We start from the raw sequence: 21,414 nt of genomic DNA, 5'->3' as shown, positions 1-21,414 counted from the left end.
GTCGATGCGGCTGGCCACCGATCTGGACGATGGCCAACTTGAACACCGGGTTGTTCCTGCCTCGGGCGATTCCCGTCGCCGCACGACTCTCCGCTCAATTTCTAAATCTTGAGGAGTTAGTCCTTCATGGCCTGCTTCACGCCGTCGAGCAGTCGGTCCCACTGGAACGCAGGGCCGGGGTCGACCTTGTTCAACTGGACATGATAGTGCCCGAGGATACCGGAATAGTGATCATAAGCCTCGTCGTCGAGTTTCCGGGGAATTAACGACCCCTGGGCATCCCGGGGATAGTCGCATTTGAGTTTGGGGAAGGTCTTGCAGAGCGTGGCGGTCAGCTTGATGAGGGCGTCGTACTGCTGGGGGGTGAGGTCGTACTGCGAGAGCTCTTCCCCCTGAACCTGGCCGGAAACCGGACGATCGCGGATCGGTCGGAGCGGGGCTGACCCGGTCGAGTAGGTCGGGACGATCGAGGGATCGGGCAGGTCGATCCTGGTCTTCCCCGCCTCATCGTTCTTGTACCAGCGGGTCACCCGATCCGAGCCGGGATCGGTGAAGGTCCCGATGTTGGCGATCTCGATCCCGATCGATCGCCCGTTCGCCTTGGTGGCGTGCCAGGCGCCTTCCTTGAGGTCGAGGGTCTGATAGATGGTGCCGTCCAGGTCCAGCATGAACTGGACGCTCAACCCTCGCTGGTCATGGAGGACCTCGAAACACTTCTGGCTGGTCCCGCAGGCGTCGAAGTGGATGACGAACTGATCCACGACGCTCTGCAAGAGGGGGAGGTCCCAGCCGCCCCCGCGGACCTGTTCGCGTTGATCGGGCGAGAGCTCGACTCGCCGGGTCCCGAATCGGCGGAGCGGCTTGAGATCCTCGGATTTCTCGGTCCGGGAGGTCGGCTGATCCGCCGGGCCGAACCGATGATCGAGCCGATAGGCATCGTAACCGCCCGGGTCGGTCCAGAGCTTGACCGGCGTCGTGGTGTGGATCAACTGGCCACAGACCACAATCTCGTCTCCCCGACGCTCCAGCCGATCGCCGGGCTTGGGATCGTCCCCGATGGCCGGACCGACGAACATCGTCGAGAGTAGGAGTGTCCCGATCTGTGGAAGACGCATCACGCAAGTTCCTCTCGACGTCGCTAAGCTAAGATGAGATCGATTCCCGAGCGAATTAGTTTAACAATCCAGGTGCCCGCAGGCCAGCGCGCCCGGTGGATCATCGAATGGGGAGGGGAGCCGTGGGCATGATCGAGGTCTTCGACCACACCGCCGACGTCGGCCTGAGAGTCCGAGGTGATTCGCTCGATGACCTCTTCCGGACCGCCGCCGAGGGGCTATTCGATTACGTGGTCGCCAATCGGATCGAGGTCCAGGTCCGTCAGGTTGAGGTGCTGACCCTCGCCTCCGATTCGACGACCGACCTCCTGGCCGACTGGCTCGCCGAGCTGATCTTCCGATCCGAGACGCAGCATGTCCTCTTCACCCGGTTCGATGTCCGGGTCGCCGCCGATGGCCTGAGCCTGACGGCCGAGGTGGGCGGCGAGGCGATCGATCGGGACCGGCACACCCTCGACCACGAGGTCAAGGCCGTGACTCGCCACGGCCTGAGCCTGGAGTTCGTGGACGGGGCATGGGTGGCCGAGATGATCCTCGATATCTGAGCGGATCCCGGCCGTCAGAACGCCTCGACGGTCAGCCCACGCTCCCGGATGAACGCCCGGGCTTCCTCGCGATTGAAGATCCCGGCGGTGGTCCCGACCGCCCGGACGCAACTGGCACCGACGGCGCTGGCCAGTTGCAGGCACTCGATCTCGGAGAGCCCCTCGACCAGTCCCGCGATGTACCCGCCATCGAAGGCGTCGCCGCCTCCGGTCCCGTCCACGTAAGGGACGGAGTAGGCTCCGAGACGGGCTCGCAGTGTGTCCGAGGCGACGATTGCCCCTTCGCCTCCCCGAGTGATCACGACCCGTCGGGCTCCCATCTCTCGGAAGGCCAGGGCCTGCCGGATGGGGTCGGGGTCGCCCAGGATCAGGGCCGCCTCGTCGGTGTTGGGGAGGAAGACATCGACGTGGGGGAGGACCGGCTCGAGCCGCGGGAGATAGTCTCCCGGGCCGGGGGTGGCCACGTCGAGGACGGTCAACGCTCCGCCCGCCCGAGCCTTCGCGAACCGGTCGGCCAGGTCGAGCGGGTCGAGGGACGGCAGGATCAGGAATCCGCCCACGTAGACGACCCTGGGCTTCATCGCCAGGCCGGGTTCGAGGTCCTCGACCGAGAGGTTCTCGTTGGCCCCGAACGAGTGGATGAACCGACGATCCTGGCCCTTCACATTGACGATCAAACTCTGGCTGGTCGCCTTGCGTGGGTCGACCCGAAGCCCACGGGTGTCGACACCGTACGAATCGAACGTCTCGGCGATGTATCGACCGAACGCATCATCACCCACCCTTCCGCAGACCGCCGCCCGGATGCCGAGCTTGGCCAGGACGACCGCGGCATTCGAGGCGCATCCGCCGATGTTCAGGATCAGCTCGTCGGCCTTGACCAGTTCGCCGGCCGCCGGGAGGTGGGAGATCGGCGTGCAGAGGTGGTCGGCGACCACCACGCCGGCACAGAGGACCTGAGAATCCGGGAGATCGTTGCTCACGTTCGGTCGTCTCGACGTCATGGTCATGGGGAAGTTCGTCAGGGCCTCGGTCGATGCTTATCCTACCGGCTTCTTCGCCGACCGCCAGCCGGTTCCCTCGACCTGACGGGGCGGTGGTCGTACCATCCATCCGGTCCCGCGACCCGGCCGATCCCTTGACCCCGTCCGAGGCAGGCCCCTACAATCGGGCCACTACGGGCCGGACGGCCCGAATGCGTACTCTCCCATCCGACCCGCACTGACCGATTGAACCCGCGTATGACTCGTCGATTCGTTAATCAGCTCGCCAACGGGGATTCGGTCGACGAGGTTTACCTCGTCGCCGACAAGCAACTCCGGGCCAACCGCCAGGGTAACCTGTACCTCCACCTGGAACTCCGAGACCGCTCCGGGAGCGTCGGGGCCCGGCTCTGGAACGCCAGCGAGGGGCTCGCCCGGACATTCGATCCCGGCGATTTCCTGCACGTCCGGGGCAAGATCCAGGTCTTCCAGGGGGCCTTGCAGGTGATCCTCTCGCACATCGAGGGGGTCCCGCGCGATCAGGTCGAGCCCGAGGATTTCCTCCCCCAGAGCACCCAGAACGTCGCCAAGCTGACCGCCAGGCTTCGCGAGATTTTGCTCGGCCTAAGAAATCCCCACCTCCGTGCCCTGGCCGAGTGCTTCCTGATCGATGAACCGCTCCTCCTCCGGTTCACCACGGCCCCGGCCGGGATCAAGAACCACCACGCGTACCAGGCCGGGCTCCTGGAGCACGTGGTCACGATGCTCAACGTCGCCGACCGGATCAGCGACCTCTATCCCGACGTCGACCGCGATCTCCTGCTCATGGGGATCTTCCTGCACGACATCGGCAAGGTCTCCGAGCTGAGCTACGATCGGGCCTACGGTTACACCGACGAGGGGCAGTTGGTCGGCCACCTGGTCATGGGCGTCGAGATGCTCCGCGACAAGGTCGAGCAGACCGCCGACCTGACCGGCGAGCCGTTCCCCGGCGAGCTCCTGCTCCGGCTGAAGCACATGATCGTCAGCCACCACGGGACCCACGAGTTCGGCAGCGTGAAACTGCCGATGACCCCCGAGGCGATCGCGCTCCACTACCTGGATAACCTCGACGCCAAGATCCACGCGTTCACCCGCGAGATCCGGGACGACCCCTGCAAGGACACGAGCTGGACCCCGTTCCAGCAGAATATGAATCGTCGACTCTTCAAGGGCGAGCCGACCGAATCGGCCGTGAATGGCGAGGGTGGAGAGGGTTGACGGATCGGGGTCGGAGTCCCCGGCCCCCCGCCTCCCGGATTCTACGACCATCGAGAACGACATGGACGACCACGAGGCCCGCATCCTCGCCCTGGTGGCGGACGACGAATATAACCCGATGACCCTCAAGGCCATGGCCAGGCGGTTCCGGGTCCCCGAGGACGAGTATCCCTCCTTCCGGAACACCGTGAAGGGGATGGTCAAGTCGGGGAAGCTCGACATCGGCAAGGACAAGACGCTCCGGAAGGCCGAGCTCTCCGGGACGGTTACGGGCACCTATCGTCGAAGCTCGAAAGGATTCGGATTCGTCCGCCCGGTCGGCCTCCATCAGAAGGCCGACCAGATCTTCATCCCCGTCGACGCCGGCCGGGACGCCTCGACCGGCGACGAGGTCCTGGTCAAGATCGTCGAGCGGGCCAAGGGGCCGGGTTACAATCCCGAAGGCCGGGTCGTCAAGGTCGTCGCGCGGGCCTCGGGGCTCTTCGTCGGACATTACTTCGAGAAGGATGGCAACGGCTACGTCAAGATCGACGGGACGATCTTCTCGGACCCGATCTACGTCGGCGACCCCGGGGCCAAGGGGGCCCGGCCCGGCGACAAGGTCGCGATGGAGATGGCCAGCTATCCCACCCCGGTCCGCGAGGGGGAAGGGGTCATCACCGAGGTCTTCGGCCCCCGGGGCGAGCCCAAGGTGGAGACCGTCGCGATGATCCGGGCGCTCGGGATTCCCGACGTCTTCGACGACGACACCCTGGACGAGGCCCGGCAGCAGGCCAAGGCGTTCAACGAGGAGGACGTGGCGGGTCGGCTCGACCTCCGCGACCAGCTCACCGTCACGATCGACCCGGCGACCGCGCGTGACTTCGACGACGCGATCACCCTGACCCGAGACGAGAAGGGGTTCTGGCTCCTCGGGGTCCACATCGCCGACGTCTCGCACTTCGTCCGGCTCGGCTCGCCCCTGGACGATACCGCCAGGAGGCGCGGGACCAGTGTCTACCTGCCCGATCGGGTCATCCCGATGCTCCCGGAAGTCCTCTCCAACAGCCTGGCAAGCCTCCAGGCCGGGCACGCCCGATACACCGTCAGCGCGATCCTCGAATTCGACCCCGACGGCGTCCGGACCCATTCCGAATTCGCCCGATCCGTCATCAAGGTCGACCGCCGGTTCGCCTACGAGGAGGTGTTCGAGGTCCTCCAGAATCCCGACGGAGAGCTGGCGAAGGGCCTCTATCCCGAGATCCGGTCGATGCTCTCCCGGATGCTCGAACTGGCCATGATCCTCCGGAAGCGGCGATTCAAGCGGGGGGCGCTCGAGCTGAACATGCCCGAGGTCGAGATCGACCTGGGAGAAGAGGGAGAGGTCGTCGGTGCCCACCTGGCCTCGAACGACGTGAGCCACCAGATCATCGAGGACTTCATGCTCGCGGCCAACGAGGCCGTCGCTTCGCACCTGACCGCGAACAAGGCCGGCTTCCTCCGGCGGGTCCACCCCGACCCCGACCCCCGGAAGCTGAAGGAATTCGCCGGGTTCGCCGGGAGCCTCGGGATCGAGATCAAGGACTTCCTGAGCCGGTTCGAACTCCAGCGAGTCCTGGCGGAGTCGGCCGAGAAGCCCGAAGCGTACGCGGTCCACTTTGGGCTGCTCCGGAGCCTCAAGCAGGCCGTCTACTCCCCCGAGCAGGAGGGGCACTACGCCCTCGCCTCGGAGGACTACTGCCACTTCACCTCGCCGATCCGCCGCTATCCCGACCTCCAGGTCCACCGCCAACTGACCGCGCTCCTGGCCGACAAGAAGCCAAGGTCCGACTTCGATGAACTGGTCGCGCTGGCCGAGCATTGCACCCGGACCGAGCGGAGGGCCGAGACCGCCGAGCGCGAATTGATCAAGATCAAGCTGCTCACCTACCTGGCCGGGCACATCGGCGAACGGTTCCACGCCGTCATCGTCGGCGTCGAGGATTTCGGCTTCTTCTGCCGGCTGGTCGAGTTCCCGGCCGAGGGGTTGGTGCACATCACCGCCCTGGCGGACGACTATTATTACCTCGAATCGGGGACCCACACCCTGATCGGTCGCCGAGGCGGACACCGCTATCGGCTGGGCGATCGAGTCGAGGTCACCATTGCACGGGTCGATATCGATCGACGAGAACTCGACCTCACGCTCGGCGAATTCGCGCCGGGCGATGCCCCGGCCGAACCAAGACCCCCCCGGGAGCCGAGGAGTCGACATCCCTCGACCCAGGCCCGCGCCGGGAAGTCGAGGGGCAAGGCACCCAAGCCCAAGAAGAAGGGGCGCGGTCGACCGAAATAATCCGCCGATCGACTTAGTTCGGATCTACTCCGGACGTGTCGGTCGTCGGGACTTTCGAGGTCGTCGGCAATTCCACCACGGTGATTTGACCGGCCTCACCCTTCGATTCGACCCGACACCATAGCCCGCAGTTCGGGCAGGTTCCCAGGAAATCATCGGGCCGGGAGGGGTCCGGTTGATGAAGATCAAGGTCTGTACGGCAGTTCCGACATGTCAATGAGACGAGTCGATCTCCGGAGACCGTATAACTGGTCAAGAGGACCGTTACTGACCGGATTGGACTTCGCTTCACGGCAGGGCCTCCCAGGCACTTGGCCGAACGGGCTGCTCCATGCAAGTGGACGTGCTATCCCGTAAGTTACCAAAAACCATGCCAGAACAAACCCGATTTTTCTTTTCTTTGCCAACAACCTGTCATCAAGCCTCGCATGACTGATCGTCAATCCAGGATTCGCCTCGACCGGGTCTCGATCGAGGATGTTCGATTGGACTTCACAAAAGGATGGGTCGTGGCGAGAATCGCGACCCGCCCTTTCGGGTTCGGACTGAAGTTGCGGGCCTGGGATCGCGCGAGCCGATCCGCAGTCGACCATCAAGGAGGATGGGTAATGGCGATCGGGGTGAACTCGAAGATCGCAAGGACCGTGATCGTCGCGGTTGGACTGGCCTCGACCGCCCGGGGGCAGCAGGTGATTCATCGAGAAAGCGAGTTGACCGGTCCCGGAGGCCGGACCATCAAGCGGGATATTCGCGTCGAGCGAGGGCCGGGCTACATCGACCGGAAGATCGAGATCCAACGGCCCGGCGGGACGATGGTCCGCGATACCCGGATCCAGACGGCGGGCGGACGGCCGCCCGGTCACTACTCGCCCGGGCCTCGATATGGCGGCCCTCCTCGGGGATTCGAACGGCCCTACGTCCCGCAGCGACACTCGTCGTTCTCCGGACTCGTCGCGGCTCCCTTTTTCAGCCTGTTTCTGGGTAATCCAGCCCCGCCCCCGCCTCCCTCGGTCTATTACTATCCGGAACCGGTTTACATCCCTCCGCCGCCCCCGGTGGTGATCTATCCCCAGCCGGTCGAGCCTCCTCCGGTGGTCGTCCAGGCCCCGCCTCCCCAGCCGGCCGACCCCTTCTCCGACGCTCTTGGTCGGCTTTCCAGCCACCACGGGAACAGTCGGAGGGACGGCGCGCTCACGCTCGGGCGGATCGGCGATGATCGCGCGGTCGGGTCCCTGATCGATCGCCTGGAGCGCGACGGAGACCGAGAGGTCCGGGTGGCGGCCGCCTGGGCGTTGGGCGAGATCGGCGACGAACGGGCGGCCCTTTCGCTCCAGAGGGCCTCGCTGGGCGACCGGAAGCACGAGGTCCGAGAGGCCGCGAACATCGCCTACCGGAAACTTCCCAGGCCCGGCCAGACCCCGGACCCGAATACCGGCGAATTGCCCGCCTCGACCGGGAATCGCGCGATCACAAACCAATCCGAGTTCCTCGATCCCGGCCCGAGTCCGGAGGCTCGCCCTTACCCTTCGGAACCGCCTCCCCCTCCGGCCCCGGACGCCGGCCCGGCCCTGGAAGCCCCGGATGATCTGTCTCCTCCCCGCAATCCCTACTAAATCGAAGGGTCAGGCCGCGCCATGTCCGACGACGCGGCTCCCCCTCGCGATGGCGGCCCGACCGGATCGGGGTCGGGCTTCGGCCTGACCACGGCCACCTTCGTGATCGTCTCCAGCATGATCGGGGTCGGAGTCCTGACCACTTCGGGGCAGACCGTCCTGAAGCTGGGGAGTAACCAGCTCATGCTGGCACTCTGGGTGGTGGGCGGGGCCGTGGCTCTCGCCGGGGCGTTGACCCTGGCTGAGGTCTCGGCCTCCTTGCCGAGGTCGGGCGGCGAATACGTGATCTTCCGCGAGGCTTACGGCCCGCTCCCGGCCTTCCTGGCGGGATGGGTCTCGTTCCAGTTCGGATTCTCCGCCCCGATCGCCGCGGCGGCCTCGGCGGCATCGAGCTACCTGCTGGCTCCCTTTTCGCTCGCCGAGCCCCTCGAACGCCTGGCCCGGCCCGGGCTGGGAACCCTGGCCATCCTCGTCTTCGCCACGATCCACGCCTCGGGCAAGGGGCGATCGATCCGACTCCAGGGGATCGTCACGAGTCTCGAGCTCGCCTTCCTCATCGCGTTCGCGGCCGCCGGCCTGTGGGTCGGCGGCGGGAGCTGGTCGCACCTCGATGATCGGCCGCCGATGGGCCCGGGGTCGCTCGCGCCGCTGCTGTTCGCCCTGGTCTACATCTCTTATGGTTACACCGGGTGGAACGCGGCGTCCTACCTGGCCGGGGAGATTCGAGACGCTCATCGGCTGCTTCCCCGGGCGATCATCCTCGGCACTTCGATCGTTACGCTCCTTTATCTCGCCTTGAATCTCGTCTACGCCCTCGCCTTGCCGGCCACCGAGATCCTGAGTCTGGGGGCGAACGGGAATTCGGAAGCAGTCGTGCCGATCGCTCAGCTCTCCGCGAGCCGACTCTTCGGGTCGTGGTGGGCGGACCGACTTTCGGTCGGGGTCGGCCTGATCCTCCTCTCGAATCTGAGTGCCTATCTCCTGACCGGGCCGAGGGTCAGCTATGCGATGGCTCGCGCCGGTCATTTCCCGGAGATTGTCGGGAGGCTCTCTCGCCGGACCGGGACTCCCGCCATCGCCACGGGGCTCCAGGCCGGCTGGGGCCTGGTCCTGCTCTGGAGCGGGACGTTCAACCAGATCATCCTCTATGCCGGGATCGGACTCTCGGTAGCATCGATCCTGTCGGTAGCCGCCGTCTATGTCTTGCGCATGAGGCAACCCGAGCTCCCTCGCCCGTTCCTCGTCCCGGGCTATCCGTGGACCCCGGCGTTCTATGTCGTCGTCAACCTCGCATTAACGATCGCGGTCTTCGCCGAGGAACCTCGGATCGCCACATATTCGATGCTCAGCATCATTTCCGGCCTGCCGGTCTACCTGTTGATGGCCCATTCTCGGCGGAGACAAAACCGGGCGATCGACAACGGCCATTGAGCCGCGTATACGATTCGGCATCGGAGTCGGGCGAAATCTCGAAAGATCGGCTTAGGTCCGACGAATATCCTCCTGTCCACTAATAGGAGGTGGGACCATGCGTTATGCACTGGCCGTGTTCTGTCCTCCGGTTGCCTTGATGGCCTGTCGGAAGTGGGTTCAAGCGATCCCTTCGGCCATCCTCTATGCCCTGGCCATCTACACGGCCCAATATGGGATCGGGGCCGTGATCGATTTCTTCCTGATCCTCTGGGCGTTCCGGGTGGTCGGCGACTCTCGGGCCGAGGTCGAGGCCCAGGACTTCTCGAAGACCGTGAAGCCGATCCCTTACTATCGTTCCTGACCCATGCCGCCGACCCTTTCGGAATCGGCGGCATAACGTTGTTTGCACGAGCCTCGCCGCCACAAAGGTCCCAGTCGCCAGACTCGGCCGATTCGTTCCTGCCCTCCCAGGCTGCGGGTCCACCCCTCATTCGACCCCCGACTTTCCCACTTGGCTGCATCCGCGGCCCTGGTGGGAATCCCCGTTGGACGCTTTCGTGAATATTCACACGAAGTGCGTCGATTATGGCGTATTATTGTCGGTGTCGAATTTCGAACTCCCATCAAAATCCCCGTTCTTGTCGAAGAGGCCCTGTTCGCCGGACGGCTGGGCGCGGTACCATCGGTGTTTGCCGATAGGAATTCGCCCGCGTTGGCAACGGCGGGAGGCCCGAGATGTGCTGGTATGTCCTCGCTCTGCACCTTGCCTCGACGACGCTAGGGATGGTCTCGGGGGAGCCCGGTGCCTTCCGAGTCTCGGGCGTCGTGATCGGATCCGCCGGGAAGCCGGCCGGCGGTGCTGAATTGTGGATCGCCAGCAAGGAGTGGGGCGGTGAACCGCCCACGATCCTGGGCCAAGCCGTGGCCGACGAGCAAGGCCGATTCTCGATCGAGCTCGCGACCAGCGACTGCCTCTGCGATCTGCCGACCCTCTGGGCCTACAAGAAGGGCTCGGTGGCGGCCTCGACCTGGTTGACGCGAGCCGATGGGACGGGCCAGCCGGTCCGACTCGTGATGGGCTCGCCGGCGCGTACCGAGTTCCTGGTCGTCGGGCCGGATGGACGACCGGTCCCGAACGCTCGGATCCTCCCCTGGCGGCTGTCTCGCGACAATCTCGCGGTGCCCGGAATCCTGGCCGAACGGTCCAGGGCGACCACCGATCCGGATGGCCGGGCCATCCTCGAAGCCTTCCGGCCCGAGGAAGTGGTCGTGGTCCGGGTCGAGGCCGATGGCTACGGGACCCAGGTTCGTCGCTTCCAGGATCCGGACGGCCAGGCCGAGTCGGGTATCAAGGACATCATCCTGAACGCTCCCGGCAAGGTGACCGGCAGGGTCGTCGGCGACGACCCCGAGGCGGTTTCGGGGCTCGAAGTCCGGGTGATCAGTTCGGTCGCTGGCCTGGAACGCGAGGGGACTGAGATCGGGATCGCCGATGCGGTCACCGACCCTTCGGGACAATTCGTGGTCGACGCGATCGCCGCGGGCGTTGTCAGTGTCCACGTCCTCCCACGTCCCGGTTCGCCCGAACTCCCCGTCAATGTGGGACGACGGCGACTGGAACCAGGACAGACCGTTTCGGTCGAGATCCCGCTCCGGCGAGGCGTCCAGGTCAAGGGGATCGCCCTCGACTCTCGCGATGGACAACCGATCGCGGGCGCCCTCGTGGCGGTGGTCCCGACCGGCCGGGCCGGCCTCTCGACGGTCTGGACCGATGCTCAAGGGCGTTACGAGACGTTCGTGCCTCCCGGGCAGGCCACTCACCGGGTTCTCCGGGTCCCCCGGCCCTATCTTTGCCCGCCCGACTTCCTCCGGCAGAAATCCGTCGACATTCCCATCGCGATCGGGGAATTCGAACTGCCGCCGATCTCGCTGATTCGCGGCGTGCAACTGCGGGGGTCGGTCGTCGATGACCGGTCGAAGCCGGTTGCGGGGGCGAAGGTCCAGGCGTCGTGGTTGATTTTCGACGGTCGGTTTCGGGCTCCGAAGTCGGTGATCTCTCGATCCCGGGCCGATGGCTCGTTCGCGATCGGGCCGGTCGATCCCGAGGTGGAAGTGACCCTGACGGCCGACCTGGGCCCCCTGGCCAGCACCAACCCCGTCGTCGCGAAGGCCTCGGAGGCCCGACCGATCGTGCTGACGGTGGCCGGTTCCGAGGCCACGAGCCCCGCCGGCCGGGTGGTCGACCTCCAGGGCCGGCCCGTTCCCGGGGCCCTGGTCCGGATCTGGGAACTCGCGGACTCGACGGCGGACGGCGGCTCGATCGTCCTGTTCGACGGCGACGATCACCTGAAAACCGACCTCCAGGGTCGTTTCGCGGGGCCTTCGATCCTCCGCCGCGATCGGGAATATCGGGCGATGGCCCATTCCGAAAGGTTCGGCGAGGGCCGGACCCGACCGATCACCCCCGATCGATCGGGCGTGCTGACTTTCCCCGAGATCGTCCTGGCCCGCGAGCCCAAGCCCTTCGTGATCGCGGGCCGAGTCCTCGACCGCCAGGGGAGGCCGATCGAGGGCGCGTCGGTCTGGACGGTCTGCGAAGGACCAAACCAGCGTCCGAGCCGAACCGGACCCGACGGCCGATTTCTGATCGAAGAGCTTCGGGAGGGCTGCAGCTTCCTGTTCGCCCAGGCCGAGGGCTTCCGGTTCTCGGGTCGTGCGATCGCACCTTCGACGAACCTTCAGGATCTCACCCTGACGCGATTGGGCGAGGCTCCCGATCGCGTCATGAAAACCCGAAGGGTCGCGACCTCCCCGATCCGGGCGCGCGAGATCCTTTCCAGCTATGTCGAGCGAGTCCTGAGCGAGGGAGATCAGGCCACTCGCGTCCAGACTCTCGAACATCTGGCCCGGATCGACCCCGAGCGAGTTCTCACGCTGGTGGAATCGCGGGATCCCTCGGAGGCCTGGTATTCCGATCACCTCCGACTGGTCGCTGTCCGCGAGTTGATCCGCTCGAACTTCACGGAAGAGGTCCGGTCTGCGATTTCCGCGATCCGCGATCACCGATACCGGGCCGAGGCCGAGATTGCCGTCGCCGACGCCTTGCCGGCGAACGCCCCGTCCCAGAAGCGAGAGTGGGTCGAGCTGGCCCTGGCCGATTCGCAGACGATTCACGACCCCTCGAATCGGGTCATCGCCCTGTCCCAGGTGGTCTCGCGGATGATGGCCCTGGGAGAGCTCGATCGAGCCTCACGACTCTTGAACCAGTCCAGCTCGCTGGTCGAGTCGCTGCCGCTGGCCAACCTGGGGGGGCGGGCCCGAGCGACGTTCGCCGAGGTCCTGGCGAAGGTCGAGCCTGATCGAGCCCAGGATCTCGCCGGTGAGCTGATCGATCCCGATCTGTTCAACCGCTGCCACCTGAATCTCGCCGGGGCCATCGCCGAGCATAACCCGGCCCGCGCCTCGGAGATCCTTGGCAGGCTCCGCGCCCCGGCCGCCCTCAGGGATTCGCTGCCCAGCATTTGCCATGCGATGGCCCGGGTTGACCCCGATCGAGCCCATCGACTGGCCCTCCGCGTCCGATCCGACGCCCCCTGCGTTTCCGCCTATTCGCTGGGGATGATGGCCCTGGCGGTCGCCGACGTGAAGAAGTCCGAGGCTACCGCCTGGCTCCGCGAGAGCTTCGATCTCCTCGCCGGTCGGGCGGCTTCCCCGTTACCCTCCTCGGAAACCACGCAGGTCCCGGCCGCCGTGGCCGCGGCCCTCCTGCCGGTCGTCGAACGGGTCGACCCGAACCTCGTCCCCGAATTCTTCTGGCGGGCCGTCTCGTTCCACAAACCTTCGGTCGAGAACCAGGCCGAGGCCACCTTCGCGATGCTCCTGGCTCGCTACGATCGATCGACCGGCCTGGCCTTCCTCGAATCGCTCGTTTCGAGGAGCCTGTCCACGTCCGTCGACGATCTTGAACCATTGCTCGACGCGGCCGTGGTGATTGACCCCGCCCTCGCCGCCCGCCTGGTCGATGGGCTCCCCGATCCGCCCGATCTCTCCTTCCACCATCCCAAGAACGTGGCCCGACTGGCGTACGCCGATGCCCTCGCTCGACCGGCTCCCGGCTGCTGGGACGAGGTCACGGTCAAATTCCTGCACCTCTGGTTGCCCGGATATCTGGGCACGGATTGACCTCGGATAGTGTCCAACATCAAGCGAAGCGAGGCCCATCAGCGTCCGAGTGTGCTGGTGGGCCTCGTCGCATTTCGATGTAGGGCAGGGCTTGCCCTGCCGGGAAGTTCATCTCGGCAGGGCAAGCCCTGCCCTACAGAAAGCTGTCACAAATTGAGATGAACTTGCCCATCGAGACTTGACATCCGAGCGAGTTCGAGTGAATACTGTGTTATCTCGATAGTACAGTAGTTCGGTGGCCCGATGATATTTCATTTGAACATGTCCGATGATCGGCCGATTTACGCCCAGATCGGCGACCAGGTGAAGTTCGCCGTGGCGGCGGGCTTGATCGGCCCCGGGGAACTCGTCCCTTCGGTTCGCGAGCTTTCGAAGCAGCTTGTGGTCAACCCGAATACGGTGGCCCGGGCTTATCGCGACCTGCAAGGGCAGGGGGTCCTGGAGCCGGTCCGAGGGACGGGGCTCCAGGTCTCGACGGGGGCGCCGGGGCTCTGTCGGGACGACCGGCGCGAGTTCGTCCGGAGGCGTCTCCGGGAGGCCCTGGACGAGGCGAGGCGGAGCAACCTGGCCCCCGAAGAGATCGAGGCGATCCTTCGCGATGAGTGGGCGCTCGGGAATGGAAAACCGGATCCGGCCCAGCCGGAAGGGGGCAAGAGATGAGCCGCGAGTGGGCGATCCGGGTTGAAGGGCTGACCAAGCGATACGGGGGAAAGGCGGCCGTCGACGGGCTGGACCTCGACGTGCCGACGGGCTCGGTCTTCGGGCTTCTGGGAGAGAATGGCGCGGGGAAATCCACGACGATCCGGGCCATCCTGGGGCTGATCGCCCCCGATCGCGGGAAGATCGAGACGCTCCGGCTCGACCCGATCACCCAGGGGCTGGAGGTCCGCCGGAGGGTCGGCTACGTGCCGGAGGTCCCGGGGCTTTACGACTGGATGACCGTGGCCGAGATCGGCTGGTTCGCGGCCGGATTCCACGATTCCTGCCCGGGTGGATCGGATGGCTATCAGCGCCGGTACGCGAGCCTGGTCGAGGGCTTCGACCTGCCCGCGAGACGGAAGATCAAGGCCCTGTCGAAGGGGATGCGGGCCAAGGTCGGGCTCGCGGTGGCACTGTCCTCGGAACCCGACCTGCTGGTCCTGGACGAGCCGACCTCGGGCCTCGACGCGATGGTCCGCCGCGAGTTCCTGGAGAGCATGGTCGAGCTGGCCGGCGAAGGGCGAACCGTCTTCCTCTCCAGTCACCAGATCGGCGAGGTCGAACGGGTGGCCAGCCACGTGGCGTTGCTCCATCAAGGTCGGCTGGTCCTCTCCGAACCGCTCGACGAATTGAAGGCCCGGACCCACTGGATCACCCTGATCCTGTCGGGGGCCGATCGGCCCGCCATCCCCGAGGGGGTCGAGGTGGTTGATGCCTCGGAGTCGGCCCGGCAGTCGCGATGGCTCGTCCATGCGAGCGACCGATCGGCCCTGGAATCGATGCGCTCGGCGCCCGGCGTGGATGCGATCGAGATCGAGACGCCGAGTCTCGAAGATATCTATATCAGCTATATGAGGAAGCGGGCCCCGAGTTCGGCCCCGGGGCCCATGCCGGTCGGGTCATTGGTTTGAGCGTTCACCGACTTCGATCGCAGGCTTTCGTCCGGGAGTCGTCCCCATGCTGGCTCGATTGTGGTGGAAGGAATGGCGGGCCTTCGGGCCGATCTGGTTGATCCTGATCCTGGCCGCGACCGGCGTTCAGTTAATGGATCTGACGATGCAGGGGGATTACGCCCGCGATGGCTCCCTGACGCCGCTGGCCCTCTTCTGGGGCGTAATCTACGGGCTAGCCGCCGGGTCGGCGGCCTTCGCGGGGGAGCGGGACTCGGGGACGATGGGCTTCCTGGAGGCCTTGCCGATCGGTCGGCCGAAGCTCTGGCTGGGCAAAGCGCTATTCGCCCTGGTTTCGACGTACGGACTGGCGAGCCTCCTGGCGATCCTGGCCGCCCTAGGGACCACGAGGCGCAACCCGATCGGTTCCTATGGCTATTCCCAGATGGCCCTCATCTTCGGGACGCTCCTGTTCGAGGGGGTGGCCTGGGGACTGTTCTGGTCGTCGCTCTCGAAGAACCCTCTGCTGGCGGGGGGTCTGGGGGTCGTCAGCGTCTTCGTCTCGGTCACGGCCTGCTCGCAGGTGGCCTCTGCGGACTCGTTCGCCCCTGAGGCGGTTGTCTTTCGGGTCCTGGTGGCGTCGGTGGCCCTGGGGCTGTCGGCCCTGGCCCTGATCTATCGGGATTGGATCTCCGTGCCGAGGCTCCTGTCGGCCCGCACCCGAATCGAGTCGGACCTTCGGCGGGATATTCCGGTTCGGGCCGCCTCGGCCGCGCGGAGCCTGGACTGGCAGGCCTGGCGTGAGGGCCTGACGACCGGGTTCCTGGTGATCCTGCTGATGCTGGTGATCCCGCTCGCCCTGAAGTTCTCCGGTTCGTCGAACAGTGGACCCTTCGAATTGTTCCTTGGCGTGCTGGGAATCCTGGTCGCGGGCGTGGCGGTCTTCGGGGCCGAAGGGGGTTCGGCGACCCCGCGATTCCTGGCCCATCACGGAGTCCGGCCCGGCGTGGTCTGGGCCCGGAGGTTGTGGATCTGGGGCCTGGCGATCTCGGTTATCTTGGCGATTTTCCTCCTCTGCTTCGCGAGGCTCGGCCCTCTGTTCGGGGGGGGCGGACCCTCTGGTGCCGATCAATTGGGATACGGTATTCTGCCGATCGCGGCCATCTTGATCGATGCGTTCGCGGTCGGCCTGATCTGCGGGATGGCGATCCCCCGACGGATCACGGCGGTCCTGGTCGGGACGATGGGCATCCTATTGATCGCGCCGATTCATATGGTCCTGGTCGTCCAGGAGATGGTCCCGCCCTGGACCATGCTGCTAACGCCCGCGATCCTGATCGGAGCCAGCCGGGCCTGGGTGGGGGAATGGATGACCGACCGCGAAGGGTTCCACCCGTGGCTCAGGCTTGGCCTCCTACTGGTCGTGCCGTTCGGCCTGCACGTCCCGTGCTACATCGCCTGGCGAGCCTGGGGGATTCCCGATGTCGGGCCTCAATATGCCGCGAGCCGATCGGGAGTTGTGTCGGTCCCGCCGGGTCAGGATGCCTCCGAAGCGTATCGCCTGGCCTTGGATCTCGTGCGAAACCGCTCGGGTCTGGACCTTCTAAGGACGGGTTCCAATCCCGAGATCGACTCCGTCATCGACCGGGGATGGAACTCGGAACAAACCGGTGCTGGCGCGCTGTGGCGCGAGAATGGACCGGCGATCGAGGCCGCCCGCGAGGCCGCGACGAGGCCGCTTTCCGGTTTCAAAATTCCCGAATCGATGACCCTCTTGTCGGGTTACGACCCAGTTTCCGCCAAGCTACCCCTACTCGGCATGTTGCTCGCCCTCGACACCCGGGAGCGGTTGGCTCGCGACGACCTGACCGGAGCCTGGGCGGATATCCTCGCGCAGCTGAGGATGGCGAATCACCTCGCGGAGGGTGAGGCCACTCTCAGTCGGATGGCGAGCGCCACGATCCTCCATCACCGGGCCATCGGGCTGGCCATCGACTGGGCGGGCCATCCCCAACAAACCGCCGAGACGATCCGACGGGCGCGGGACAGCTTGAAATCCATCCCTCCACTGCCCACGGCCACCGAGACGCTTCGGGCCGAATCCCTCCTGATTGACCGGACGCTAGACCTCCCCGTCGAGGATTTGCACGAGATCCTGCTCGGTCAACGATTCAGCTCGCTCATCGCCTCCTGGTGGGAGCGGATCCATGCCCGAAGGCTCGCCCGCCGGATGATCGCCGACTTGATTCCCGAGGCCGAACGCGAGCCCTGGCAGCGAACTCGCGACGTCCGCCTCGACCCCAGGCCGGAAGGGTCGCCCCTGGCCCGGCTGATCTTCCCGGCGTTCCAGTGGGTGATCTTCGGACTCGATTCCGAGATGGTGGGGCGTCGGGCGCTCGACCAGATCCTGGCCCTCCGATCCTGGCAGTTCGCCCACGACGGGAAATATCCCGACCAGTTGGACGAGATCGTACCGACGCAACTCGATCGACTCCCGAGCGACCCGTATTCCGGAAAGCCATTCGGATATGTCCGCTCCGAAGGGCAACCGGTGCTGACGACGATGGCCATCAGCAACAAGCAGTTCCCCACCGTCGGCACCTCTCCCACCTTCCAGCGAACCCGCGAAGGGCAGCCGATCCTTTACAGTATCGGGCGCGATGGGAAGGACGACGGCGGGCACGTGAAAGGGGCCTGGATACTGGACATCGCCTACCCCGCTCCCTTGAACCGCCTGACCGAGATTCACTACTAATATCGCCGACGTCCCGACGAACTCTCCTCAAGGACTCGCGCGGGTCTCGTCGAGACCCGGGACGTGCGACCCGAATCTCGTCGTCGGAGGATATCTTGAAGCTCGCATCCATGATGGTTGGCCTGATGGTCGCTCTGAGTCTAGGGACGGTCCAGGCCGCAGCCGCCGATGGCCCGGAAGGGACCTGGCAAGGGTTCCTGAACCCGAGCCCCGCCGCCGAGATCCGGCTGATCCTCCGGATCGAGAAGGGGGAAGGGGGTGCTTTGAAGGCGATGGCCGAGACCCCTGACCTGAAATCGCAACCTACGGCCAAATTCGACGAGGTCTCATTTAAGGACGGAGCGGTTCAGCTCAAGAAGAGAGACGGAGGCGAGTTCCGGGGCAAACTCAACCCGGAAGGGACCGAGATCGTCGGCGAGTGGACGAAGGGGACGGTCAAGACTCCCCTCACCTTCGAGCGAGTCGAAGGTGCGGTCACTCCGGCCGAGGTCTGGGAAGGGACGCTGGAAATCCCGGGTGGGTTGAAGCTTCGGATCGTCTTCCACGCCGTGACGCTCAAGGGAGCCAACGTCCGGGCGACCATGGATAGCCCCGACCAGGGGGCGTTCGGCCTCAAGGTCGACACCGCCGAGATCGACAAGGAGTCGATCAAGTTCGGCATCAAGGCGATCCAGGGCAGTTACGAAGGCAAGCTGGATGCGACTGGTTCCTCGGCAACGGGCCGCTGGAAGCAGGGGTTGGCCTCGTTCCCGCTCGATCTGAAGAAGGTCGAGAAGGTGTCCGAGGTCCGTCGTCCCCAGATGCCCAGGGAACCTTTCCCCTACGACACGGAAGAAGTGGCTTATGATAGCCGGGCCAAGGGCGTCCGGATTGCCGGGACCCTGACCTTGCCCGAGGGGGATGGCCCGTTCCCGGCGGCCTTGCTGATCTCGGGCTCGGGGGCCCAGGACCGCGATGAGACCCTGCTCGGCCACAAGCCGTTCCTGGTCCTCGCCGACGACCTCACCCGGCGCGGGATCGCCGTGCTCCGCGTGGACGACCGGGGGGTCGGAAGCTCGACCGGCGACCAGGCCACCGCCACCACCGCCGATTTCGCCGAGGATGTCCGGGGCGGGGTCGATTTCCTCAAGGCTCGGCCGAAGATCGACCCCAGGCGGATCGGCCTGATCGGCCACAGCGAAGGGGGCCTGATCGCCCCGATCGTCGCCAGCCAGGGCGACGATATTGCCTTCATCGTCCTGATGGCCGGTCCCGGTCTGCCCGGCGACCAGATCCTCGGGGCACAACAAACGCTCATCCTCAAGGCCTCGGGAGCTGACCCCGAGAAGATCCGCCAGTCGAGCGAAGCGCAGGCCCGGCTGGTGGCCATCGCCAAGGAGTCCGGGGACGCGAAGGCCATCGAGGAGAAGCTCAAGGCCGCCATGGCCGAGATGGCGAAGTCGCTCCCCGAAGAGGAACGCAAGGCCCTGGCCGAGTCCGACCCCAATAGCTCGCAGGTCGCCCAGCTGGCCACTCCCTGGTTCCGCTACTTCCTGAGCTACGACCCCAGGCCCACCCTGGCCAGGGTCCACTGCCCGGTCCTGGCGGTGATCGGAGAGAAGGACTTGCAGGTCCCCAGCAAGGAGAATCTCCGAGCCGTCGAGGAAGCGGTCCGATCGGGGGGGAACGACCGGATCACCGCCCTCGAACTGCCCGGGCTCAACCACCTCTTCCAGAAGGCGGAGACGGGGGCTCCCTCCGAATACGCCACGATCGAGGAGACGATCAACCCCGCCGCTTTGAAGGTGATCGGGGAATGGGTCGCGGATCGGACGAGGGTCCGTTAATCTCGTAAGCTCCGCCGGCGTCGGATTTGCAGCTCATCGACCGGGCTCATCGATCCCGCCAGGACCGCCCCGATTCTTCGACGATCCAGGAGACTTCCGATGTCGATCCGTGAAAGATTCAAGATCGCGACCCTGGCCCTGGCCCTGATCCCGATGGCCGGCTGTTTCGGAGCATCGGACGATAAAGGCGACGTCTCGCCCCTGTCGGCCAACCCGGAAGGGACCGGTCGAAAGAATCAGGAAGACGTGACGGAGACTGGCGGACTCGGGGGCACTCGCGACCCGATGAACCCGCCGGGCCCCGGGGCGACCGGCCCGGATTCCCTCCCCGCCGAGCCCAAATAATCGCAGCCGGGTCGCGGTCTGCCCTGCCTCTCGGTGGGGTGGACAGTCTCTGGACCGGCCGCCCGATCCTTGCAAAGCGGGCGGGGCTCGGTAGAATCGGCACTTGGTCAGCCGTTGGAACGATCGGGTCGGGCTTGTCGCAGCTCACCGGGCGAGACGCGGGGCAAATCCCGGTGATCCCGGGAAACACGGCCCGGTGGGCCGACCGGAGCGGCCTTGCGTCCCGGTCCGATCGATTTCGTCGTCGCTCTCGGCCGATTTACCCGGAGATCATCTCGTCATGGCTGTCGCCTCCTCCGCCCCGCGCCAACTCGGCGCCACCGCCCTGCTGGGCAAGGGCTTGACCCCCGGCAAACTCCGGGGACTCCAGCGGATCAGCAATCCCAACGGGACGCTGACCATGGTCGCCTTCGACCAGAACAGCTCGATGATCGAGATGGCCCAGAAGGCCCTCAAGACCAAGGGCATGGATCGCGAGCCGACCTACGAAGAGATCGTCGAGGCCAAGCTCGACATGATGCGGCAGATGGCCCCGGCCGCCTCCGGCATCCTGATCGACGCCTACTATGGCGCGTGGCCGGCGATCGCCAGCGAGGCGATCCCCGCCGATCGCGGGATGCTGGTCCGCGTCGAGAAGTCGGGCAGCGGCAAGAACAAGGCCGGCGGGCCGATGGGCGAGATCGAGCCGGGCTGGTCGGTCGAGAAGATCAAGCTCATGGGAGCCGACGCCGTCAAGCTCCTTGCCCCCTTCGAGCCGGGCGAGAAGGTCTCGGCCGAGCATCAGTTCTCGCTGATCCAGCACGTCTACTCCGAGTGCCAGAAGCACGACATCCTCTTCCTCCTGGAGCCGGTCTCCTTCCCCTACAACGGAGAGAAGAAGACTGACAAGTCGTACCTGGACCGCAAGGCCGAGACGACCATCGAGGCCGCCCGCCAGATCAGCCGCTTCTGCGACGTCTACAAGGCCGAGTTCCCCGGGACCCTGGGGCATGAGTCCGACGAGCAGCTCGTCGACAACCTCCACGCCCTCTCCGAGGCCAGCGAGCGGCCCTGGGTCTTGCTGTCGGCCGGGGTCGATTACCCCGACTACCTCAAGCAGGTCAAGATGGCGATGGAGACCGGCTGCTCGGGGATCCTGGGCGGGCGGGCCTTCTGGAAGGAATACTTCCTACAGGACGGCGCCGAGGCCCGGACCAAGTTCGCCGCGACCGAAGGGCTGAAGCGGGTCGCCGAGGCCGCCGACGTCGTCCGCGAGCACGGCGCCCCCTGGTTCGCCAAGTACGGGATGAGCAAGGAAGACTTCCTCGGGATCCGGGCCGCCGAGGGGTGGCTCTCGAAGTATTCTCCCCACGCCAGCGCCGCCGGCGGGACCAGCGGACACGTCGTCCGGGCGGGCGAGGTTTACTGAGTAGCGATCATTGATCCATCAAGGAGGCCCGCCGGTCGAGATGCCGGCGGGCCTTCCCGTTTCGAA

Annotated in this window: 15 protein-coding genes; 13 read left to right on the top strand and 2 right to left on the bottom strand. The window is 65.8% G+C overall.

Annotation, left to right across the window (positions count from 1 at the left end):
* Positions 1 to 116 precede the first annotated feature (116 nt).
* Positions 117 to 1,115 carry an N-acetylmuramoyl-L-alanine amidase gene (locus tag P12x_RS23260; protein ID WP_435011715.1) on the bottom strand — a complete coding sequence of 333 codons (999 nt, stop codon included), beginning with the start codon at positions 1,113 to 1,115 and terminating at the stop codon, positions 117 to 119.
* Between the two features lie 128 nt (positions 1,116 to 1,243).
* Between P12x_RS23260 and P12x_RS23255 the strand changes: the two genes are divergently transcribed.
* The gene (locus P12x_RS23255) at positions 1,244 to 1,660 is read left to right on the top strand and encodes an archease (RefSeq protein WP_435007326.1); all 417 of its coding nucleotides are present in this window, start codon (positions 1,244 to 1,246) and stop codon (positions 1,658 to 1,660) included.
* A gap of 14 nt (positions 1,661 to 1,674) precedes the next feature.
* Here P12x_RS23255 and P12x_RS23250 read toward each other — a convergent pair whose 3' ends face one another.
* Positions 1,675 to 2,643, bottom strand: a complete 969-nt coding sequence (locus P12x_RS23250; RefSeq protein ID WP_435007325.1) for a carbohydrate kinase family protein — start codon at positions 2,641 to 2,643, stop codon at positions 1,675 to 1,677.
* A 258-nt stretch (positions 2,644 to 2,901) separates the two neighbouring features.
* Between P12x_RS23250 and P12x_RS23245 the strand changes: the two genes are divergently transcribed.
* From P12x_RS23245 to P12x_RS23190, 12 genes are all read left to right on the top strand, one after another.
* Positions 2,902 to 3,903 (top strand): 3'-5' exoribonuclease YhaM family protein, encoded by a 1,002-nt coding sequence (locus P12x_RS23245; protein ID WP_435007324.1) that lies wholly within the window; start codon positions 2,902 to 2,904, stop codon positions 3,901 to 3,903.
* A 61-nt stretch (positions 3,904 to 3,964) separates the two neighbouring features.
* Positions 3,965 to 6,217 (top strand): ribonuclease R, encoded by a 2,253-nt coding sequence (rnr, locus tag P12x_RS23240; protein WP_435007323.1) that lies wholly within the window; start codon positions 3,965 to 3,967, stop codon positions 6,215 to 6,217.
* Positions 6,218 to 6,825: 608 nt separating this feature from the next.
* The gene (locus P12x_RS23235) at positions 6,826 to 7,830 is read left to right on the top strand and encodes a HEAT repeat domain-containing protein (RefSeq protein ID WP_435007322.1); all 1,005 of its coding nucleotides are present in this window, start codon (positions 6,826 to 6,828) and stop codon (positions 7,828 to 7,830) included.
* A 21-nt stretch (positions 7,831 to 7,851) separates the two neighbouring features.
* Positions 7,852 to 9,261, top strand: a complete 1,410-nt coding sequence (locus P12x_RS23230) for an APC family permease (protein WP_435007321.1) — start codon at positions 7,852 to 7,854, stop codon at positions 9,259 to 9,261.
* A 97-nt stretch (positions 9,262 to 9,358) separates the two neighbouring features.
* Positions 9,359 to 9,604: a hypothetical protein gene (locus P12x_RS23225; protein ID WP_435007319.1), complete on the top strand. Its 246-nt coding sequence runs from the start codon at positions 9,359 to 9,361 to the stop codon at positions 9,602 to 9,604.
* A gap of 374 nt (positions 9,605 to 9,978) precedes the next feature.
* On the top strand, positions 9,979 to 13,425 hold the full coding sequence (locus P12x_RS23220; RefSeq protein WP_435007318.1) for a hypothetical protein: 3,447 nt from the start codon (positions 9,979 to 9,981) through the stop codon (positions 13,423 to 13,425).
* Positions 13,426 to 13,686: 261 nt separating this feature from the next.
* The gene (locus P12x_RS23215; protein WP_435007317.1) at positions 13,687 to 14,085 is read left to right on the top strand and encodes a GntR family transcriptional regulator; all 399 of its coding nucleotides are present in this window, start codon (positions 13,687 to 13,689) and stop codon (positions 14,083 to 14,085) included.
* On the top strand, positions 14,082 to 15,035 hold the full coding sequence (locus P12x_RS23210; RefSeq protein WP_435007315.1) for an ABC transporter ATP-binding protein: 954 nt from the start codon (positions 14,082 to 14,084) through the stop codon (positions 15,033 to 15,035). Before P12x_RS23215 ends, P12x_RS23210 begins: the two co-directional genes overlap by 4 nt.
* Before the next feature lie 46 nt (positions 15,036 to 15,081).
* On the top strand, positions 15,082 to 17,769 hold the full coding sequence (locus P12x_RS23205; protein ID WP_435007314.1) for an ABC transporter permease: 2,688 nt from the start codon (positions 15,082 to 15,084) through the stop codon (positions 17,767 to 17,769).
* A 95-nt stretch (positions 17,770 to 17,864) separates the two neighbouring features.
* Positions 17,865 to 19,595 carry an alpha/beta hydrolase family protein gene (locus tag P12x_RS23200; RefSeq protein ID WP_435007313.1) on the top strand — a complete coding sequence of 577 codons (1,731 nt, stop codon included), beginning with the start codon at positions 17,865 to 17,867 and terminating at the stop codon, positions 19,593 to 19,595.
* Between the two features lie 99 nt (positions 19,596 to 19,694).
* Positions 19,695 to 19,940, top strand: coding sequence for a hypothetical protein (locus P12x_RS23195; RefSeq protein ID WP_435007312.1), 246 nt, complete (start codon positions 19,695 to 19,697; stop codon positions 19,938 to 19,940).
* Between the two features lie 280 nt (positions 19,941 to 20,220).
* A complete protein-coding gene (locus P12x_RS23190) occupies positions 20,221 to 21,348 on the top strand; it encodes a tagatose 1,6-diphosphate aldolase (protein WP_435007310.1) in 1,128 nt (375 codons plus the stop codon).
* The last annotated feature ends 66 nt before the right edge of the window (positions 21,349 to 21,414 follow it).

Origin of the sequence: Tundrisphaera lichenicola, assembly GCF_051175385.1 — a bacterium.
Lineage (GTDB): Bacteria > Planctomycetota > Planctomycetia > Isosphaerales > Isosphaeraceae > Tundrisphaera > Tundrisphaera lichenicola.
The sequence above is the reverse complement of the archived record's forward strand: the minus strand, read 5'-3'. Positions and strand labels throughout refer to the sequence as shown.

What these genes read in the sequence shown, in the direction of transcription:
- rnr (WP_435007323.1), top strand. Translation starts at nt 3,965, where the DNA reads ATGGACGACCACGAGGCCCGCATCCTCGCCCTGGTGGCGGACGACGAA.
- P12x_RS23230 (WP_435007321.1), top strand. Translation starts at nt 7,852, where the DNA reads ATGTCCGACGACGCGGCTCCCCCTCGCGATGGCGGCCCGACCGGATCG.
- P12x_RS23205 (WP_435007314.1), top strand. Translation starts at nt 15,082, where the DNA reads ATGCTGGCTCGATTGTGGTGGAAGGAATGGCGGGCCTTCGGGCCGATC.
- P12x_RS23215 (WP_435007317.1), top strand. Translation starts at nt 13,687, where the DNA reads ATGTCCGATGATCGGCCGATTTACGCCCAGATCGGCGACCAGGTGAAG.
- P12x_RS23220 (WP_435007318.1), top strand. Translation starts at nt 9,979, where the DNA reads ATGTGCTGGTATGTCCTCGCTCTGCACCTTGCCTCGACGACGCTAGGG.
- P12x_RS23255 (WP_435007326.1), top strand. Translation starts at nt 1,244, where the DNA reads ATGATCGAGGTCTTCGACCACACCGCCGACGTCGGCCTGAGAGTCCGA.
- P12x_RS23195 (WP_435007312.1), top strand. Translation starts at nt 19,695, where the DNA reads ATGTCGATCCGTGAAAGATTCAAGATCGCGACCCTGGCCCTGGCCCTG.
- P12x_RS23245 (WP_435007324.1), top strand. Translation starts at nt 2,902, where the DNA reads ATGACTCGTCGATTCGTTAATCAGCTCGCCAACGGGGATTCGGTCGAC.
- P12x_RS23235 (WP_435007322.1), top strand. Translation starts at nt 6,826, where the DNA reads ATGGCGATCGGGGTGAACTCGAAGATCGCAAGGACCGTGATCGTCGCG.
- P12x_RS23260 (WP_435011715.1), bottom strand. Translation starts at nt 1,115, where the DNA reads ATGCGTCTTCCACAGATCGGGACACTCCTACTCTCGACGATGTTCGTC.
- P12x_RS23210 (WP_435007315.1), top strand. Translation starts at nt 14,082, where the DNA reads ATGAGCCGCGAGTGGGCGATCCGGGTTGAAGGGCTGACCAAGCGATAC.
- P12x_RS23225 (WP_435007319.1), top strand. Translation starts at nt 9,359, where the DNA reads ATGCGTTATGCACTGGCCGTGTTCTGTCCTCCGGTTGCCTTGATGGCC.
- P12x_RS23190 (WP_435007310.1), top strand. Translation starts at nt 20,221, where the DNA reads ATGGCTGTCGCCTCCTCCGCCCCGCGCCAACTCGGCGCCACCGCCCTG.